The 17,782-nt window shown below is 49.6% G+C and carries 12 protein-coding genes; 4 read left to right on the forward strand and 8 right to left on the reverse strand.

All coding sequences use genetic code 11. The features are described from left to right. Positions 1-52: 52 nt before the first annotated feature. The 4 genes from rpsA to serC form a co-directional block, all read right to left on the reverse strand. Positions 53-1,732 (reverse strand): 30S ribosomal protein S1, encoded by a 1,680-nt coding sequence (gene rpsA / locus JK223_RS08975; protein ID WP_025902849.1) that lies wholly within the window; start codon positions 1,730-1,732, stop codon positions 53-55. A 125-nt stretch (positions 1,733-1,857) separates the two neighbouring features. After that, complete coding sequence (gene cmk / locus JK223_RS08980) at positions 1,858-2,541, reverse strand: (d)CMP kinase (RefSeq protein ID WP_212713847.1); 684 nt, start codon at positions 2,539-2,541, stop codon at positions 1,858-1,860. 200 nt (positions 2,542-2,741) lie between these two features. Further along, complete coding sequence (aroA, locus tag JK223_RS08985; protein WP_212713848.1) at positions 2,742-4,022, reverse strand: 3-phosphoshikimate 1-carboxyvinyltransferase; 1,281 nt, start codon at positions 4,020-4,022, stop codon at positions 2,742-2,744. A gap of 74 nt (positions 4,023-4,096) precedes the next feature. After that, positions 4,097-5,182 carry a 3-phosphoserine/phosphohydroxythreonine transaminase gene (serC, locus tag JK223_RS08990; RefSeq protein WP_212713849.1) on the reverse strand — a complete coding sequence of 362 codons (1,086 nt, stop codon included), beginning with the start codon at positions 5,180-5,182 and terminating at the stop codon, positions 4,097-4,099. A gap of 291 nt (positions 5,183-5,473) precedes the next feature. Here serC and ycaO point away from each other — a divergent pair, with 291 nt between their 5' ends. The 4 genes from ycaO (at position 5,474) to pflA (ending at position 11,693) form a co-directional block, all read left to right on the forward strand. Further along, the gene (ycaO, locus tag JK223_RS08995) at positions 5,474-7,237 is read left to right on the forward strand and encodes a 30S ribosomal protein S12 methylthiotransferase accessory factor YcaO (RefSeq protein ID WP_212713850.1); all 1,764 of its coding nucleotides are present in this window, start codon (positions 5,474-5,476) and stop codon (positions 7,235-7,237) included. A 327-nt stretch (positions 7,238-7,564) separates the two neighbouring features. Beyond that, complete coding sequence (gene focA / locus JK223_RS09000) at positions 7,565-8,425, forward strand: formate transporter FocA (RefSeq protein WP_212713851.1); 861 nt, start codon at positions 7,565-7,567, stop codon at positions 8,423-8,425. 88 nt (positions 8,426-8,513) lie between these two features. Beyond that, on the forward strand, positions 8,514-10,796 hold the full coding sequence (gene pflB, locus JK223_RS09005) for a formate C-acetyltransferase (protein ID WP_212713852.1): 2,283 nt from the start codon (positions 8,514-8,516) through the stop codon (positions 10,794-10,796). 156 nt (positions 10,797-10,952) lie between these two features. Then, entirely contained in the window at positions 10,953-11,693 is a 741-nt protein-coding gene (gene pflA / locus JK223_RS09010) for a pyruvate formate lyase 1-activating protein (protein WP_212713853.1), read from the forward strand. A 61-nt stretch (positions 11,694-11,754) separates the two neighbouring features. Here the strand turns inward: pflA and JK223_RS09015 are convergent, their stop codons facing one another. The 4 genes from JK223_RS09015 to JK223_RS09030 all read right to left on the reverse strand — a co-directional run bounded on the left by JK223_RS09015 (position 11,755) and on the right by JK223_RS09030 (position 17,768). After that, positions 11,755-12,906, reverse strand: a complete 1,152-nt coding sequence (locus JK223_RS09015; RefSeq protein ID WP_212713854.1) for an MFS transporter — start codon at positions 12,904-12,906, stop codon at positions 11,755-11,757. An 893-nt stretch (positions 12,907-13,799) separates the two neighbouring features. Then, complete coding sequence (locus tag JK223_RS09020; RefSeq protein ID WP_212713855.1) at positions 13,800-14,756, reverse strand: spore coat U domain-containing protein; 957 nt, start codon at positions 14,754-14,756, stop codon at positions 13,800-13,802. Next, positions 14,747-16,996, reverse strand: a complete 2,250-nt coding sequence (locus tag JK223_RS09025) for a fimbria/pilus outer membrane usher protein (RefSeq protein ID WP_212713856.1) — start codon at positions 16,994-16,996, stop codon at positions 14,747-14,749. The genes JK223_RS09020 and JK223_RS09025 overlap by 10 nt, the downstream gene beginning before the upstream one ends. A 58-nt stretch (positions 16,997-17,054) precedes the next feature. After that, the gene (locus tag JK223_RS09030; protein ID WP_212713857.1) at positions 17,055-17,768 is read right to left on the reverse strand and encodes a molecular chaperone; all 714 of its coding nucleotides are present in this window, start codon (positions 17,766-17,768) and stop codon (positions 17,055-17,057) included. Positions 17,769-17,782: the final 14 nt, after the last annotated feature.

Below are 17,782 nucleotides of genomic sequence, written 5' to 3' on the forward strand. Positions count from 1 at the left end.
GCTGGCCTGAACAGACAACAGCATAACGCTGTTGTCTGCCTCTTCAGGGCAATTACTCGCCTTTAGATGCTGCTTTGAAGGCTTCAGCCATCGCGTTAGAGAAGGTGCTTTCGTCTTGCTGTTTGTTGTTAACAGTAGCAATTGCATCTTTCTCGTCAGCTTCGTCTTTCGCACGAACAGACAGGCTTACAACGCGGTTCTTACGATCAACACCGGTGAACTTAGCTTCAACATCGTCGCCTACGTTCAGAACCAGAGTCGCATCTTCGATACGGTCGCGTGAAGCTTCAGAAGCGCGCAGGTAACCTTCAACGCCGTCAGCTAATTCAACTGTAGCACCTTTCGCGTCAACTGCAGTAACTTTACCAGTTACGATCGCACCTTTTTTGTTCAGTGTGATGTAGTTGTTGAAAGGATCTTCAGCCAGCTGCTTAACGCCTAAAGAGATACGCTCGCGCTCTGCATCAACCTGCAGTACAACGGCAGCGATTTCGTCGCCTTTTTTGTACTCACGAACAGCTTCTTCGCCGGTCGCGTTCCAGGAGATGTCTGACAGGTGAACCAGACCATCGATGCCACCGTCCAGGCCGATGAAGATACCGAAGTCAGTGATTGACTTGATTTTACCTTCAACACGGTCGCCCTTGTTGTGGGTTTCTGCGAACTGCTGCCATGGGTTAGATTTGCACTGCTTCAGACCCAGGGAGATACGACGACGTTCTTCGTCGATGTCCAGAACCATAACTTCAACAACATCGCCCACGTTAACAACTTTAGATGGGTGAATGTTTTTGTTAGTCCAGTCCATTTCAGAAACGTGTACCAGACCTTCAACGCCTTCTTCGATTTCAACGAAGCAGCCGTAGTCAGTCAGGTTAGTTACACGACCGGTCAGACGAGTACTCTCAGGGTAACGCTTAGCGATAGCAACCCAAGGATCTTCGCCCAGCTGTTTCAGGCCCAGAGATACACGGGTACGCTCGCGGTCGAATTTCAGTACTTTAACTGTAATTTCGTCGCCAACGTTAACAATTTCGCTTGGATGTTTAACACGTTTCCACGCCATATCAGTGATATGCAGCAGACCGTCAACACCACCCAGATCAACGAATGCACCGTAGTCAGTCAGGTTCTTAACGATACCTTTGACTTCCATGCCTTCCTGCAGGTTTTCCAGCAGCTGATCACGCTCAGCGCTGTTTTCAGATTCGATAACTGCGCGACGTGAAACGACGACGTTGTTACGTTTCTGATCAAGCTTGATTACTTTGAATTCAAGCTCTTTGCCTTCCAGGTGCAGAGTATCACGAACCGGACGCACATCTACCAGTGAACCTGGCAGGAACGCACGAATACCGTTCAGCTCAACAGTGAAGCCGCCTTTGACTTTGCCATTGATAACACCGGTAACAGTTTCAGCTTCTTCGTAAGCTTTTTCCAGCGTGATCCACGCTTCGTGACGCTTAGCTTTCTCACGGGACAGCAGAGTCTCACCGAAGCCGTCTTCGACAGCGTCCAGGGCTACATCAACTTCGTCACCTACCTGGATTTCCAGTTCGCCGGCTGCGTTTTTGAACTGCTCTGCAGGAATCGCAGATTCAGATTTCAGGCCCGCATCAACCAGGACGATGTCTTTGTCGATAGCAACAACAACACCACGAACAATGGAACCCGGACGGGTTTCGATTTCATTCAGCGACTCTTCAAAGAGTTGAGCAAAAGATTCAGTCATATTGATAATCTTCAGGATTCTTCAATTTAACGTCCATCTGACTTCTTGTCGGATGGGGTTGTTTCACATTCTTCGCCTCATCCATGAAACGAAGGTAAAGCATTCTGTTCAATTTCCCACGGGGATTAATTGAAACTCTTCAGCAAAGACTTCGCATAATCCAGAGATTTTTCAATCACCTGGTCGATAGTCATGCCGGTAGAATCAATTACCAGCGCGTCCGCGGCAGGCACCAAAGGAGCCACTGCACGATTGCGGTCACGATCATCCCGTTCTTTTATCTCGGATAAAAGGCGCTCAAAGTTAACATCAAAGCCCTTTTCCTGCAACTGTAGCATGCGCCGTTGCGCTCTTTCTTCTGCACTTGCATCAAGAAAAATCTTCACCGGGGCTTCCGGAAAGACCACGGTGCCCATATCACGGCCATCCGCAATCAGGCCTGGTGCTTCTTTAAATCCGCGTTGGCGACGTAACAACGCCTCACGAACGCGCGGAAATGCGGCCACTTTAGAGGCGGTATTACTGACTTCCTGGGTACGAATTTCGTGGGTGACTTCCTCACCTTCGAGGATCACCTGTAACTCACCCTCTACCGACACAAAGCGGACATCAAGGTGAGCCGCGATGGGCACTAAGGCTTCTTCAGAACCGATATCCACCTGATGATGCAACGCGGCCAATGCGAGCACCCGATAGATAGCCCCTGAATCAAGTAAGTGCCATTGCAATGTTTCAGCCAGGGCTTTACATAACGTACCCTTTCCTGCTCCGCTCGGGCCATCAATGGTAATCACCGGGACTGTTGTCATCGTTATCTCCTTGTCACTGTACTGAATTCAGCCTGTAAAAACGCCATCAGCTATCAGTATACCTTCTCTTAAACGTAATAAGTAGCAGAGGCTTATGCTGTCAGTCAGCCAGGAAAACAACATTTTCAGCTAATCTCTCAGCGCCGGTGTCCCGGTGCTGAGAATAAACATAGACGATAATTGACCAGCGCGGGCAATTTTTACTGACTCAATGCCGCAAACTGCCGGAAATAATCAGGGAAAGTCTTCGCCGTACAGCCAGGGTCAAGGATAGTCACCGGTGTATCAGAGAGTGCCACCAGCGAGAAACACATCGCAATACGGTGATCATTGTAGGTTGCGATTTCCGCATGCTGAAGTTTTTGCGGTGGGGTGATATCGATGTAATCATGGCCTTCTTCAACCACCGCACCCACTTTACGCAATTCCGTTGCCATCGCCGCCAGACGGTCGGTTTCTTTCACACGCCAGTTATAGATATTGGTCATCCGCGTAGTGCCTTCAGCAAACAGCGCGGTCGTGGCAATGGTCATGGCCGCATCAGGGATATGGTTCATATCCATGTCGATGCCTTTCAGACTGCCACGGCGACAGGCAATGTAATCGTCGCCCCATTCGATCTCTGCCCCCATCTTCTGCAGCACATCCGCGAAACGGATATCTCCCTGCACGCTCTCCCGGCCAATACCGGTCACACGCACGGTGCCGCCACGAATGGCCGCCGCCGCCAGGAAATAGGACGCAGAGGATGCATCGCCTTCAACCAGATAATCGCCCGGAGACTGATACTGCTGTCCGCCTTCAATCACAAAACGCTGATAGGACTGGTTTTCGACCGTCACACCGAAGCATTTCATCAGGTTAAGCGTAATATCGATATAAGGTTTCGACACCAGATCGCCCTTGATAGTGATCACCGTCTGTCGGGCGGCCAGTGGTGCCGCCATCAGTAATGCGGTCAGGAACTGGCTGGAAACGCTGCCATCCACACTGATTTCCCCTCCGGTAAACCCTCCACCGATCCGCAGTGGCGGATAGTTTTCGTTTTCCAGGTAAGTAATGTCCGCCCCCCCCTGACGCAGGGCATCGACCAGATGACCAATCGGGCGTTCTTTCATGCGCGGTTCACCGGTCAGCACTATATCATTGCCGGCCAGACTTAACGCTGCAGCCAGCGGACGCATCGCGGTACCGGCATTCCCCAGAAACAGTTCAACTCCGGCGTCAGAACGTAACGCGCTCCCGGTCCCGGTCACCACACATTCGGTACGGTCCTCAGAAAGTGAATACTGAACCCCGAGCAGGGATAATCCGTTCAGCATATGTTTAATATCATCGCTGTCCAGAAGGTTGGTCAGGCGTGTCGTGCCTTTCGCCATGGCGGCAAGCAACAGTGCCCGGTTGGAAACACTTTTGGAACCCGGCAGGTTTACGGTGCCCTCAACATGGGCGACAGGTTGTAAGGTCAGAGAATCCGACATGTAAAATCACTCTTTTTATAAGACAAAAACCCCGTCCATGACGGGGTAAACACAAAAAACAGCCATCCGGGGGATCAGCCGTGACGACGTTCGAAGTCCAGCATGAAATCGGTCAGGGCCTGTACGCCAGCCAGCGGCATGGCATTATAGATGGAAGCCCGCATTCCGCCGACCACCCGGTGACCTTTCAACGCATGCAGTCCCTGATTCAGAGACTCTTCCAGGAAAAGTTTATCCAGCGCAGCATCGGCTAACTGGAAAGGCACGTTCATCTGTGAACGGTTGGCTGTCGCCACATTATTCCGGTAGAAGCCGCTGTTATCAATGGTGTTGTACAGGAGGTCCGCTTTCTGCTGGTTACGCTTCTCCATCGCAGCGACGCCGCCCTGCTCTTTCAGCCACTTAAAGACTAAACCGGAGAGGTACCAGGCGAAAGTTGGCGGAGTGTTAAACATCGAACCGTTATCCGCCAGCACAGAATAATTAAAGACTGACGGTAAATCGGTACGGGCTTTGCCGAGCAAATCCTCACGGACGATCACCAGTGTCAGTCCGGCCGGACCGATATTTTTCTGAGCACCCGCATAAATGACACCATAGCGGCTGACATCAATTTCATGGGACAAAATGGTGGACGAAAAGTCAGCCACGACCACTTTATCGCCAAAATCGGGCTGTTCGAAAATTGCCGTGCCATCAATCGTCTCATTCGGGCAATAGTGAACATAAGCCGCATTATCATTCAGTTTCCACTGGCTCATCGGCAGAAGCGCCGTTTTGCCCTCATGGCTGACTTTGATATCGATAGTGTTAGGCGTACAGAATTTTTCAGCTTCTTTGATGGCGCTATGTGCCCAGTAACCACCATCGACATAATCCGCATGGCTTGCACCGTTGAGCAGGTTGCCAGGGACTGCCGCAAATTGCCCGCGCCCGCCACCATGACAGAACAGTACTTTGTAATTCGAGGGGATCTTCAGCAGGTCACGAAAATCCTGCTCAGCCGTTTCCGCCACCTGGATGAACTCTTTACTGCGATGGCTGATTTCCATTACAGACGTGCCAAGTCCCTGCCAGTTTGTCAGTTCCTGCTGTGCACGACGAAGTACTTCTGCTGGCAACATTGCGGGGCCAGAACTAAAATTATACACCTGCGTCATTTATACTCACCATGGTTACAACGAATGATTATCCGGTACTTACCGGTTTTATCACTGCGGCAATAACCCTGCAATAATAAATCTCTGCAGGTGATGATTTTAAAGGATATCCCCCTGTTCCTTCATGGCACTGGTGTTTTATCCTGCCATATTTTGCTGACCTTAAGACTCCCCCTGCCGGCGCATTCCGTACAGGTGATAATTTTCATTCATCCTCATAGCGATAGCGGAAGAAAATCCGTATCATTGCCGGCAACTCAATTACTCATGATCCCCGGGAGAACGCGGCCCATGACACAAACATTTATACCAGGCAAAGATGCCGCACTGGAAGATTCCATCACCCGGTTTCAGGACAAATTACAGGCGCTGGGTTTCAACATTGAAGAAGCCTCATGGCTGAACCCTGTCCCCAATGTGTGGTCAGTGCATATCCGCGATCGCGATTGTCCGCTCTGCTTTACTAATGGTAAAGGCGCCAGCCGTAAAGCGGCTCTGGCTTCCGCGCTGGGTGAATACTTCGAGCGTTTATCGACCAACTATTTCTTTGCCGATTTCTGGCTGGGTAACCGTATTTCAGCGGGTGATTTTGTGCATTACCCGGACGAAAAGTGGTTCCCGCTGACAGAGGATGACAGTCTGCCGGAAGGGCTGCTGGATGAGGGTTTACGTAAATTTTATGACTCGGATGATGTGCTGGGTGCCAGCCTGCTGATCGATTTACAATCCGGCAATGATGAACGCGGGATCTGTGCCCTGCCTTTCACCCGCCAGTCGGACAACAAGACGGTCTATATTCCGATGAATATCATCGGTAACCTGTATGTTTCCAACGGCATGTCTGCCGGTAACACCGCCAGTGAAGCGCGTGTACAAGGGCTTTCTGAAGTCTTTGAGCGCTATATTAAAAACCGCATTATTGCTGAGTCCATCAGCCTGCCGGAAATTCCTGACGCGGTCATGGCGCGTTATCCTGCCGTGACGGAAGCCATCGGTCAGCTGGAAGCCGAAGGTTTTCCTATTTTTGCCTATGATGCGTCGCTGGGTGACAAATATCCGGTGATCTGTGTGGTGTTATTCAACCCTTCTAATGGTACCTGTTTCGCCTCCTTCGGTGCACACCCTGATTTTGGTGTGGCGCTGGAGCGTACGGTGACCGAACTATTGCAGGGTCGCAGCCTGAAAGATCTCGACGTCTTCACACCGCCCACCTTCGATGATGAAGAAGTCGCTGAACACACCAATCTGGAAACCCACTTTATCGATTCCAGCGGACTGATTTCCTGGGATATGTTCAAAGATACGCCTGATTATCCTTTTGCTGACTGGTCTTTCTCCGGCACGACCGATGAAGAATTTACAACGCTGATGAATATCTTTAAAGCGGAGCAGCAGGAAGTCTATATTGCGGACTATGAGCATCTCGGAGTGTATGCCTGCCGTATTATCGTCCCTGGCATGTCAGATATTTATCCCGCAGAAGACTTGATGCTGGCCAATAACAATATGGGTGCAGATTTCCGTGATCTCTTCCTGAGTCTGCCTGACAGTGAGTGGGAAGCTCAGGATTATCTGGATCTGATCACGCGAATCGATGATGAAGGTCTGGATGATTTCACCCGGGTGCGTGAACTGCTCGGGCTGGCCACCGGTAAAGACAGTGGCTGGTCAACCTTGCGTGTCGGTGAGCTGAAAGCCATGCTGGCGCTGGCCGGCGGTGATACAGAGCAGGCGCTGATCTGGACAGAGTGGACCATCGAGTTTAATGGTTCTGTCTTCAGTGCCGAACGGGCAAATTACTACCGTTGTCTGCAGACATTACTGTTACTGGCTCAGGAAGATGAGCGTACTGCAGTGGAATATCTGAACGCGTTTAACCGGATGTACGGCAGTGATACCGTTGAAGCCGCTTCTGCCGCTCTGAGCGGTGAAGCACCTTTCTATGGATTACATCCTGTGGATGCCGATCTTCAGGCCTTCCCTGCACATCAGTCATTACTGGCAGCGTATGAGAAACTCCAGAACGCCAAACGTGAGCACTGGAAAACACGCTGATACCGCGAACTGACACTCCCCCGACAGCGCCGTGAGAACGGCGCTGTTTTTAGTTCTGTCTTTTCATTCCCCCTTTCACGACCCTCCTTTTTTCCAGCCCCGACATTCGCAGATAAACCTAATCATAAGGGTGCGACAGCCCCGAAATCAACAATAAAGATATTTTTTAAAAAATATTTTAACGTTATATTTCAATTGCTTAATTCAAAAATACCGGATAATTACGCCTGTTTTTGCCCTCTGCAGAGGTGAATAATGATCCACATCAAGTTGCGGTTATAAACGTTTTGTTACGCTTAACTCAGCGAAAAACCCGGAGGGGTTAGTGTGAAAACTGACAATCCTTTTAATTTACTGATGCCGGCAGCCATGGCGAAAGTTGCCGAAGATGCCGGGGTGTATAAAGCCTCGAAACATCCCTTAACTACGTTCTTTCTGGCCATCACTGCCGGTGTATTCATCTCCATCGCATTTACCTTTTATATCACCGCCACGACCGGTAGCTCTGCTCTGCCTTACGGGCTGTCAAAACTGGCTGGCGGCTTCTGTTTCTCACTCGGGCTGATTCTGGTGGTGGTCTGTGGTGCCGACCTTTTTACCTCAACCGTCCTCATTGTGGTCGCCAAAGCCAGTAAACGTATCAGCTGGGGTCAGCTCGCGCGCCACTGGATAAACGTTTACATAGGAAATTTGTTTGGTGCGCTTTTTTTTGTCGGGTTAATCTGGTTTTCCGGAGAACATATGCTGGCCAACGGAGGCTGGGGAATGAATGTCCTGCAAACGGCTGACCATAAGATGCATCACACCTTCGTGGAAGCTGTCGTGCTGGGAATACTGGCCAACTTGCTGGTTTGCCTGGCGGTATGGATGAGTTACTCCGGTCGGTCGCTCACCGATAAAACGATCGCCATGATCCTGCCGGTCACTATGTTTGTCTCCAGCGGTTTCGAGCACAGTATTGCCAATATGTTCATGATCCCGCTGGGGATCGTCATCAAAAATTTCGCCTCACCCGAATTCTGGCAACTGGCAGGGATCTCTGCGGATCAATTCCCTTCCCTGACCCCCGGTCATTTTATTCTGAACAACCTGATTCCGGTCACCCTGGGAAACATTCTCGGCGGAGGCCTGTTAGTAGGCTTAACCTACTGGATGATTTATCTGCGTAACGAGGGTGTACGTCAGTGACAGGTCGTTACTTTATGGATTCCTTGTACCGCCAGGCACGCATAATGCTGCCAGTGCGCTCAACTCAACTTAATAAGGCAGGCATATCATGACTGAACTCAACGAAAAAATGGCCGTGGCGTGGCAGGCATTCACCGCCGGTGAATGGCAGAACAGCATTAACGTTCGTGATTTTATTCAGAAAAACTATACCCCTTACGAGGGCGATGAAGCCTTCCTGAGTACAGCGACCGAAGCCACCACCGTGCTTTGGGATAAAGTCATGGAAGGGATCAAAATCGAAAACCGTACCCATGCGCCGGTTGACTTTGATACAGACCTGGCTTCCACGATCACTTCCCACGATGCGGGATACATCAATAAATCCCTGGAAAAAATCGTGGGTCTGCAAACGGATGCCCCACTGAAACGTGCTCTGATCCCTTATGGTGGTATCCGTATGGTGGAAGGCTCCTGTCAGGTCTATGGTCGCCAGCTCGACCCGGCACTGAAAAAAATCTTTACTGACTACCGTAAAACCCATAATCAGGGGGTTTTCGATGTTTACACCCCCGATATTATGCGCTGCCGTAAATCCGGCATCCTGACCGGTCTGCCGGATGCCTATGGCCGCGGCAGGATCATCGGCGATTATCGTCGTGTGGCCCTGTACGGGATTGATGCCCTGATGAAAGATAAGCTCGCACAGTTTGGTTCTCTGCAGAGTGATCTTGAAAGCGGTAAAAACCTGGAAGAGACCATCCGCCTGCGTGAAGAAATCGCCGATCAATATCAGGCATTAAAAGATATGAAAGAGATGGCCAGCCGTTATGGATGTGATATCTCTGCACCGGCAACCAATGCCCGTGAAGCCGTCCAGTGGACCTATTTTGGTTATCTGGCTGCCGTCAAATCGCAGAACGGTGCCGCGATGTCTTTCGGCCGCGTCTCAACGTTCCTGGATGTCTATATCGAACGCGATATCCGCGCCGGTAAACTCACTGAAGATGAGGCTCAGGAACTGATCGACCATCTGGTCATGAAATTACGTATGGTCCGTTTCCTGCGGACACCGGAATATGATGAACTGTTTTCCGGCGACCCGATCTGGGCGACCGAATCTCTGGCAGGAATGGGGCTGGACGGGCGTACACTGGTCACCAAAAGTACCTTCCGTTTCCTGAATACCCTCTACACCATGGGGCCTTCTCCGGAACCAAATATGACCATCCTTTGGTCAGAACAGTTACCGCTGAACTTCAAAAAATTTGCCGCAAAAGTCTCTATCGACACCTCGTCTATCCAGTATGAAAACGATGATCTGATGCGTCCGGATTTTAACAGTGACGACTATGCGATTGCCTGCTGTGTCAGCCCGATGGTAGTAGGTAAACAAATGCAGTTCTTCGGTGCCCGTGCGAACCTGGCGAAAACAATGCTCTATGCCATCAACGGCGGTATGGACGAGAAACTTAAAATCCAGGTCGGACCGAAAGAACCTGCGATGACCGATGAAGTGCTGGATTTCGATAAAGTGATGGCCCGGATGGATCATTTTATGGACTGGCTGGCGACACAGTATGTCACTGCGCTTAATATCATCCATTACATGCACGATAAATATAGTTATGAAGCGGCACTGATGGCGCTGCATGACCGGGATGTTTACCGCACTATGGCGTGTGGTATTGCCGGGTTATCTGTCGCGGCTGACTCACTGTCTGCCATTAAATATGCCAAAGTGAAACCGGTTCGTGATGAGAATGGCCTGGCCATCGACTTTGAAATCGAAGGGGAATATCCGCAGTTTGGTAATAATGATTCCCGTGTTGATGATCTGGCGTGTGACCTGGTCGAACGTTTCATGAAAAAAATTCAGAAACTGAATACCTACCGCCATGCTGTCCCAACGCAGTCTGTGCTGACGATTACCTCCAACGTGGTGTATGGCAAAAAAACCGGAAATACCCCGGATGGTCGCCGGGCCGGAGCACCTTTCGGGCCCGGTGCCAACCCGATGCATGGACGTGACCAGAAAGGTGCCGTTGCATCGTTGACGTCCGTCGCGAAACTACCGTTTGCCTATGCAAAAGACGGTATCTCTTATACCTTCTCAATTGTGCCTAACGCACTGGGTAAAGATGATGAGGTGCGTAAAGCCAATCTGGCAGGTCTTATGGATGGATATTTCCACCATGAATCTGCGATTGAAGGCGGCCAGCACCTGAACGTGAATGTCATGAATCGTGAAATGTTACTGGAAGCGATGGAAGACCCGGAAAAATATCCTCAGCTGACGATTCGTGTCTCAGGCTATGCCGTACGCTTTAACTCTCTGACCAAAGAACAGCAGCATGATGTAATTACCCGTACCTTTACTCAGTCCATCTGAAGCCACTGAGTCATTACCGTAAAAGGCTCCTTAAAAGGAGCCTTTTTGCTTACGCTGTTTTACTATCGCTCAGATAAGAACAGGGTTTCGACCCCCCTGGCCCGTTGAATACCCGTCCTGCATTTTTTGTGGCAGGTAAAAAGGAGGAACCATTACATGTCAGTGACTGGTCATATTCATTCTATCGAATCCTGCGGAACCGTTGACGGGCCGGGGATTCGTTTTATCGTCTTTTTTCAGGGATGCCTGCTTCGCTGCCTCTATTGCCATAACCGGGACACCTGGGATACCCACAGCGGTAAAGAAGTCTCTGTTCAGGAACTGATGAATGACCTCCTTTCATATCGTCACTATATCAAGGCTTCCGGCGGCGGAGTGACCGCATCCGGCGGTGAAGCGATTCTGCAGGCAGAGTTTGTCCGTGACTGGTTCCGGGCCTGCAAAGAGGCCGGAATTGATACCTGCCTGGACACCAATGGCTTCGTACGCCGTTATGATCATGTAATTGATGAATTGCTGGATGTCACAGACCTGGTCATGCTGGATCTGAAACAAATTAATGATGAAATTCACCAGAAACTGACCGGTGTGCCGAATCACCGGATGCTGGAATTTGCAGAGTATTTACATAAACGCGGGCAGAACACCTGGATACGTTATGTCGTCGTACCGGGATACAGTGATGATGATGCGTCAGCTCATCAGCTGGGACAGTTTATCGCCCCGATGGATAACATAACGAAAGTTGAACTGCTGCCCTATCACGAACTGGGCAAACACAAATGGACCACAATGGGTGAGGACTATCAGCTCGAAGGTGTCAGGCCTCCCCCGAAAGAGACAATGGAAAGAATTAAAGCCATTATTGCCAGTTATGGGCATAAGGTTATTTACTGAATATACCGGACACTAAAAAAGGGCCTCTGGCCCTTTTTTAGTGAAGGATCAGCCGGATTAATCAGGCATGTGCCACCGGCGTTGTCTGGTGGTCTGCTTTACGCAGTAACATGACCAGATAAACGAAAGATACGGCTGCTATCATGGTAAACAAAACATTGTCCGAGTAGTGTTCCATCAGCAATGAGGTCATTACCGGGCCCAGCAGACTGCCGATGGTATAACTTAGCAGCAGGGCCTGATTCATCGCGATCAGTTCATGATGTGCCACTTTTTCACAGGCCCATGACATGGCCACCGGGTAGAGCGTGAAACAGGAGCACCCCAGAATAAACAGCGCCGGCACCATTGCCATTTGAGATAACATGGCCAAAGCGCCCAGGATCACCATAAAGACCTGAATTCTCAATACCATCAGACGCCCGAAACGATCTGCCAGCCTGCCGATAGGCCACTGCCCGAGGATGGCGGCACTGACCAGCAATGCCATCCAATAGCCCACATTCGAATCGCTCATGCCGCGATGGGAGAGGTAGAGCGGCAATAAACCATACAGTGAACCCAGAACCACTCCGGAGAGGATGCAGCCATTGATCCCCAGCCGTGAAGAATGACGGCCGAACATTTCCCGGACGTTGGGTGTTTCAGCCTCCGCCGCGATTTCCGGCGTTTTAATGCGGGTAAACAGTAATGGCAGAAATGCCACGACAATCAGCATGACCAGCATAGGCAGTACATAACCCGCTTTATCGGAAACGAAGCTGACCAGTAACTGTCCCAGAACCGTAGCAATATAATAAACGATCATATACGCTGCCAGCAGACGTCCGCGGTTGCGCGGCGTACCTGAACACAGTAACGCGCTCTCGACAACAACCCAGATTAACGCACAACCGGTACCTGCCAGAAAACGCCACAGTGTCCAGCCCGCAAACCCACCAGCAATTAACAGAGCGCCTGTCGCCACTGCAAACACACCGGCGGCAAGGTAATAACTGCGGTTAAAACCAAGCCGGCGGATCACTTTACCGGCAATAATGGTCCCCAGTAAGTTACCCGAGAAATAAGCAGAACTCACGACGCCAACCTGCCAGGTCGCGAACTGGTCATGGGCCAGCCATAAAGGCACAAGTGTATTCAACACCGCAATCGCAATGGTTAATAACAGTAAACCACTCAGTAAAAGCAATACGGGACGGGACCATGCAGACATAGCCATAACCACAGAAGGAAATAATGTGGCGAATAATGGCACCAACAATTTTAAAGTCAATTAACAAAAATATGCAGAGCATTTTTTGCTTTCGCAGCGGGGAATTAATGAGAAACACGGGAAGTGTCAGGCCTGTTGATTAACAGTTTTATTACTTCAGGAGATGCAGATAAGTAACAATATCGGGCAGGACATAAAAGCTCTGCCACAGATATCTCCTCTGATAGCGTCAGATTTTACTTATTATGTATCGTTTTGAACTGTATTTTTTAGTAACTCACCACCACACGATTAATACCGTCCCCGGTCGCCACATCCGGACGAACGGTGATCCTATAGGCAACGTTTCTGTTGCAATGTACGGAGATATCACCTGCTGAGGCCTCTAGTAGCATTGCGCAGCGATTGACCACCTGCAAATGTATTCCTAAAGAAGCCTCAACTATCTGACTCGTTGCCGGAAAAGCTACCATCAGACTCATTGCTGAAAAAATAGCTGAAAAAACTAAAGCTCTGATACTTCTGTGCGGGTATCGCATTTTCCACCCCCTCTTGCAATGAATGCAGCAGGCTAATGCTTTCCGCCCTGGTTAAATGTTTAAAATATAAAACTACTTTAGGTAATCTTTGCTACCTGTTGCCTTAGATATACAAGAGGGTGCGAATATTTACAAATGAAATAAATATTTTTTATGATTTAAGTCATTTTGGGAAAAAGAGTGTGATTTACAGAAAGGTAATGAACGAATACTAAGCAGAACAGAGAAGAGAGAAGAGAGAAGAGAGAAGAGAGAAGAGAGAAGAGAGAAGAGAGAAGAGAGAAGAGAGAGCCGACAGGAATATGGCCGGCTTGTCAACGTCCGATTCGGACAGCGCACAAGCCGGCAAGCAGATTAATAATTCAGTGTCACCGTCACCGTATCACTGTAGTCGCCAGGTGTAGGCCAGCTTTGGGAGGGAACGACGCCATAAACGGTCATACTTTGGCTTGAGCCGGTCGCAGAAGTGACTGTCTGTGTATTTGTATCATCCCATGGCTTACTGTGAGCGGCATCCTGATATAGCTGATAGGACACACACTGATTATCTGAGCTATTACACAGATAACGGGTCGATTGCTGACTATGCAAGCCGCTACCCAGTCCTACCGAAAAGGCCGTATTCACCGGACAGGTCACCGTGACCGTCGATGTGGAGGTTGTCGATAAGGCTGATGAAGCCGCCGGACTTAACTCCCCGAAGTTCAGATCACTGACATTGTTGATCTGACAACCATTTTTCACCGCGGCATTGGCTCCCAGCTGTACCGTCCGGGTATTGGTCGATGCCATTGATGCACAGGAAGGCAACTGACTACTGCTGCTGGCATAACTGTACTTGATCACTGTCCAGAAGCCATAATTATAGTAATCAGAGGCGGTCAGTTTAGTTTGTCCGGAAACTATCTTCGACACTAAAGTGAAGTCCTTTTCCACCGAACCGCCCACCGGCACCACAAAGTCTCCCTGCGCATAGACAGTATTGTTTGCACTGAGTGCATCCGACGTATCCGTTGAAGAATAAACATTAAAATACAACGGATAACCACTCACACCGTTCGGATTCATTGCCAGAGGGGCGTTATCCTGTAAGGTCAGACAGGCCCTGATATACTCAGGGACTGAATCATAATTATTACAGGTAAAGGCCACTTGTCCTGAGGTGGATGCAGACTGCCCCGCCGTGACCGTACCAAAACTAAAGGTTATCCCCCCACCATTCCAGCAATTCGGAGCGGCAGAGGCCCCCGATGAAAAACCGAAACCGATACCTGCGAGCATTAACCACAACATCGTTCTAATTATTGGCATATCGCCTCCATCTGCACCACACTTTTCCCTGCGGGCAACTCTGCTGGTAATTGTATCCGGCAATCTCCATGGGTACCGTGAACAATAACCTCACCCCTGGCCGGTGGATCTTCCAGATAGATATTGCCTTCATAACCCACCACCGTATGGGTCGTCCCTTTCACGGCAGTCAGCCCTTCTGCGTTTGTTACATCAACTGTTGCTGCAAAAGGTAACGCAGTCCCGTTTGCCTGTTTACCGGTAATCAATAAGGCATGAGTCCGGTAAATAGAGAATGCGGCGACCGCACCATCACCCCTCTTCGGAATCACTTTCTGCTCGGTATACAACGCCCGGTAATCCATCGGCAGCGACAACACATCTATCGAAATATCATTACTGAAATAAGGATCCAGATCATTGAGAAATAATGTGCCGTTTTTATCCGTTTTACCTGCCGGTCGATGCTGCAGATACACCGGAATATCCGGAACCCCTGCAGTATCAACGATCGCAAAGGCATCTCCCAGCTCACGGGTCGCATACATATGCCCCATAAACAGACCGACTGCGCCGGTCATTGATGCATAATAGTTATTCTGCTGATTATAGCGGTTATAACCGAGTTCCAGGTCGCTCCAGCGTGTCCGCTGGCGATAGTCTGCATGGGTATTCGGATTATCTCCGCTTTGTACCGACACATCGCCTCCCCAGCCTGGTTTATTGGAGTCCAGCGTCCGTGACCAGGTTAGCTGGTTATAGGTCGACTGGCTTTCCTGTGACCGCTGAACCGACACATACTGATGGTCGCTCAGCGGGAACGACAGATTGATATACACCGTCTTATCGCGTGTATCTTCCATCGATTGCGTCAGGCTGGTCGCAATGTTGAAACGCTGGCCGAACGTCTTAAACCATGAAAATCCTGCATATTGCTGATGTGTTTCAGGATACTGGCGGTTAATCCAGCTCATTCCGACCGTACCCATATGCGTGAAAGACCAGCTGATAAAGGCATTATCGGAATGCGTGGCTAAGGTACCTTCAGTCAGCACTGACATATCACGATAGGCCATACTGCGTCGCGTTTGCGAAACGGAGGCGCTAAAGCGCTGATCTGACCACTGCCAGCCCATTCCCCATTGCTGACCGGCCTCTCCGTCATGACGGCTGACAGAGAAGTCACTGTGGACAATCCCCAGCATCGGGGAGAGCAGATAATTAAACCCTAGTCCGCCATTCTGAAGAGGTTGTCCCTGCTCGGTATGCCCTTCCAGGGTTAGCCGATCCGCCAGACCATACCGCCAGTTTCCCGTCGCCATAAAGTCAGGATCGTAACTGAAGGAACGATAACTATAATTTTCACGTACCCAGCCGGTGTTCAGACTCCAGGTATCCAGACCTTTCGACAACAGTAAATCAGACCCATAGAGGTTCAGATTGATGACACGTTGCTGACCATTAATATCGGTGATCACGACCTGCGCCGTGTTGCTGCCGGTAAAAAAGGGGGTCGTAGTCAGGGTAAACTGGCCCGGGTTCACATGCTCTGACGATTGTTTAATCCCCTGCACATAGAGATCGACGCTCGACGGTAATGCTGTCGTATCAGACAGCACATCCTGTGCTGAGGTATTGAAGTTCGGCTGTAAGCTATAGTTATGAGAGATGCTGAAGCCGCCAAAACGGACGCTATTCGTCCATGATTGCGAACCGGTATAACTATCGCCCAGGGTGATACTCAGCAGTTTATCCGGATTGTCATAACTCCAGCTGGTCATCAGACGCTGGGTGCTGTTATCCGTATTGCCCCTCAGGTCTTCAAACCGGCTGTTAAAGGAGCTACTGAAATTTCCCGGACCAATACCAAAGGAACGTAACTGCGTATAAGCGGTAACATCCTGGCCTGATGCATCCTGACTGGCATAGAGATCATAGTTCAGTGCCATCCCTTTTACTGCCGGAGAGAACTGCTGACCTGAAAGCAAACCGGATTGCTGCTGGCTATTGAGTTTTTGGTCCCCGCCCAGCCAGTGTTTATCCGCTTTTATTTCCAGCACCTGGCCCAGGGCATCATAATGGATACCGAGTCCCGGCTGACTGCTCAGATCTAAACGATTATTTTTTAAAGGTAACTGCTGAGTATTAATATTTAGTTTTTTGGCATCTTCAGCGGCGATATAAAAGTTTTGACCCTGTTTTGAAATCTGAAACAGGCCAGGAACAGAGGCTCCGTTGACCGTAATATTCAGATATAACATTTCATCCGGAGCCGCAAAAACAGACGATGACAGAAATAGCGACGTATATAAAAAATAGTTACTGGAGTGTGATCGGGACTGTTTTTGTTGTCGAATCATCATTAGTGGTAAAAGTAATTGTTGAACCGGAGTACCTGCCTTTCGGCAAAGACCATGAACGGGCACTATGTGCTAAAACATACCCCATTAACCCCTGGTTAATCGTTACCTGATGCTCACCTGAAGATAAAATAACATTACTCAGTTTTAAATGTTCCGCCCCATTATTTACAATGCGCAGCTTTTCAGGAACAGAATGAGTATCCAGATAAAATTTGAAGTCACTCATATCAGGTGCACTCTGCGGCGTATTAATAAATACCGGAAGGGTGTAGCGTAACAAGAACCTGACAGCATGTTTACCGCTGTTATCTGTGGCTCCGGGCAATTCATCCACAACCAGTTTATAAGATTGTTCCGCCGGCCCCACGGGTGCAGGAAGAATGACACGTAATAATTGCTGTTTTCCCGGCGGTATCGCCGTCATTGGCGGGCTGACGACCAGAGACTGTGTCTCTGTCAGCACGTCCGTATCATTCTGCTGCGTCCATTGATAGACACGAACCTGTGCGCTGATAGGATCAGTACCCGTGTTGTTAACATAGATCGCTTTTACATTTTCTCCCGCTGAGAAATTAATATTCACGGGAAAAACCTGCAGGCTGGCGGCATATGAACCAGATATAAAGAAAGTCGTAACAAAAAGACTTAACACCGTAAAAAAACGCATCATATACCACACCAGCA

The organism is Tatumella sp. JGM118, from assembly GCF_018257515.1.
Classification (GTDB): domain Bacteria; phylum Pseudomonadota; class Gammaproteobacteria; order Enterobacterales; family Enterobacteriaceae; genus Tatumella; species Tatumella terrea.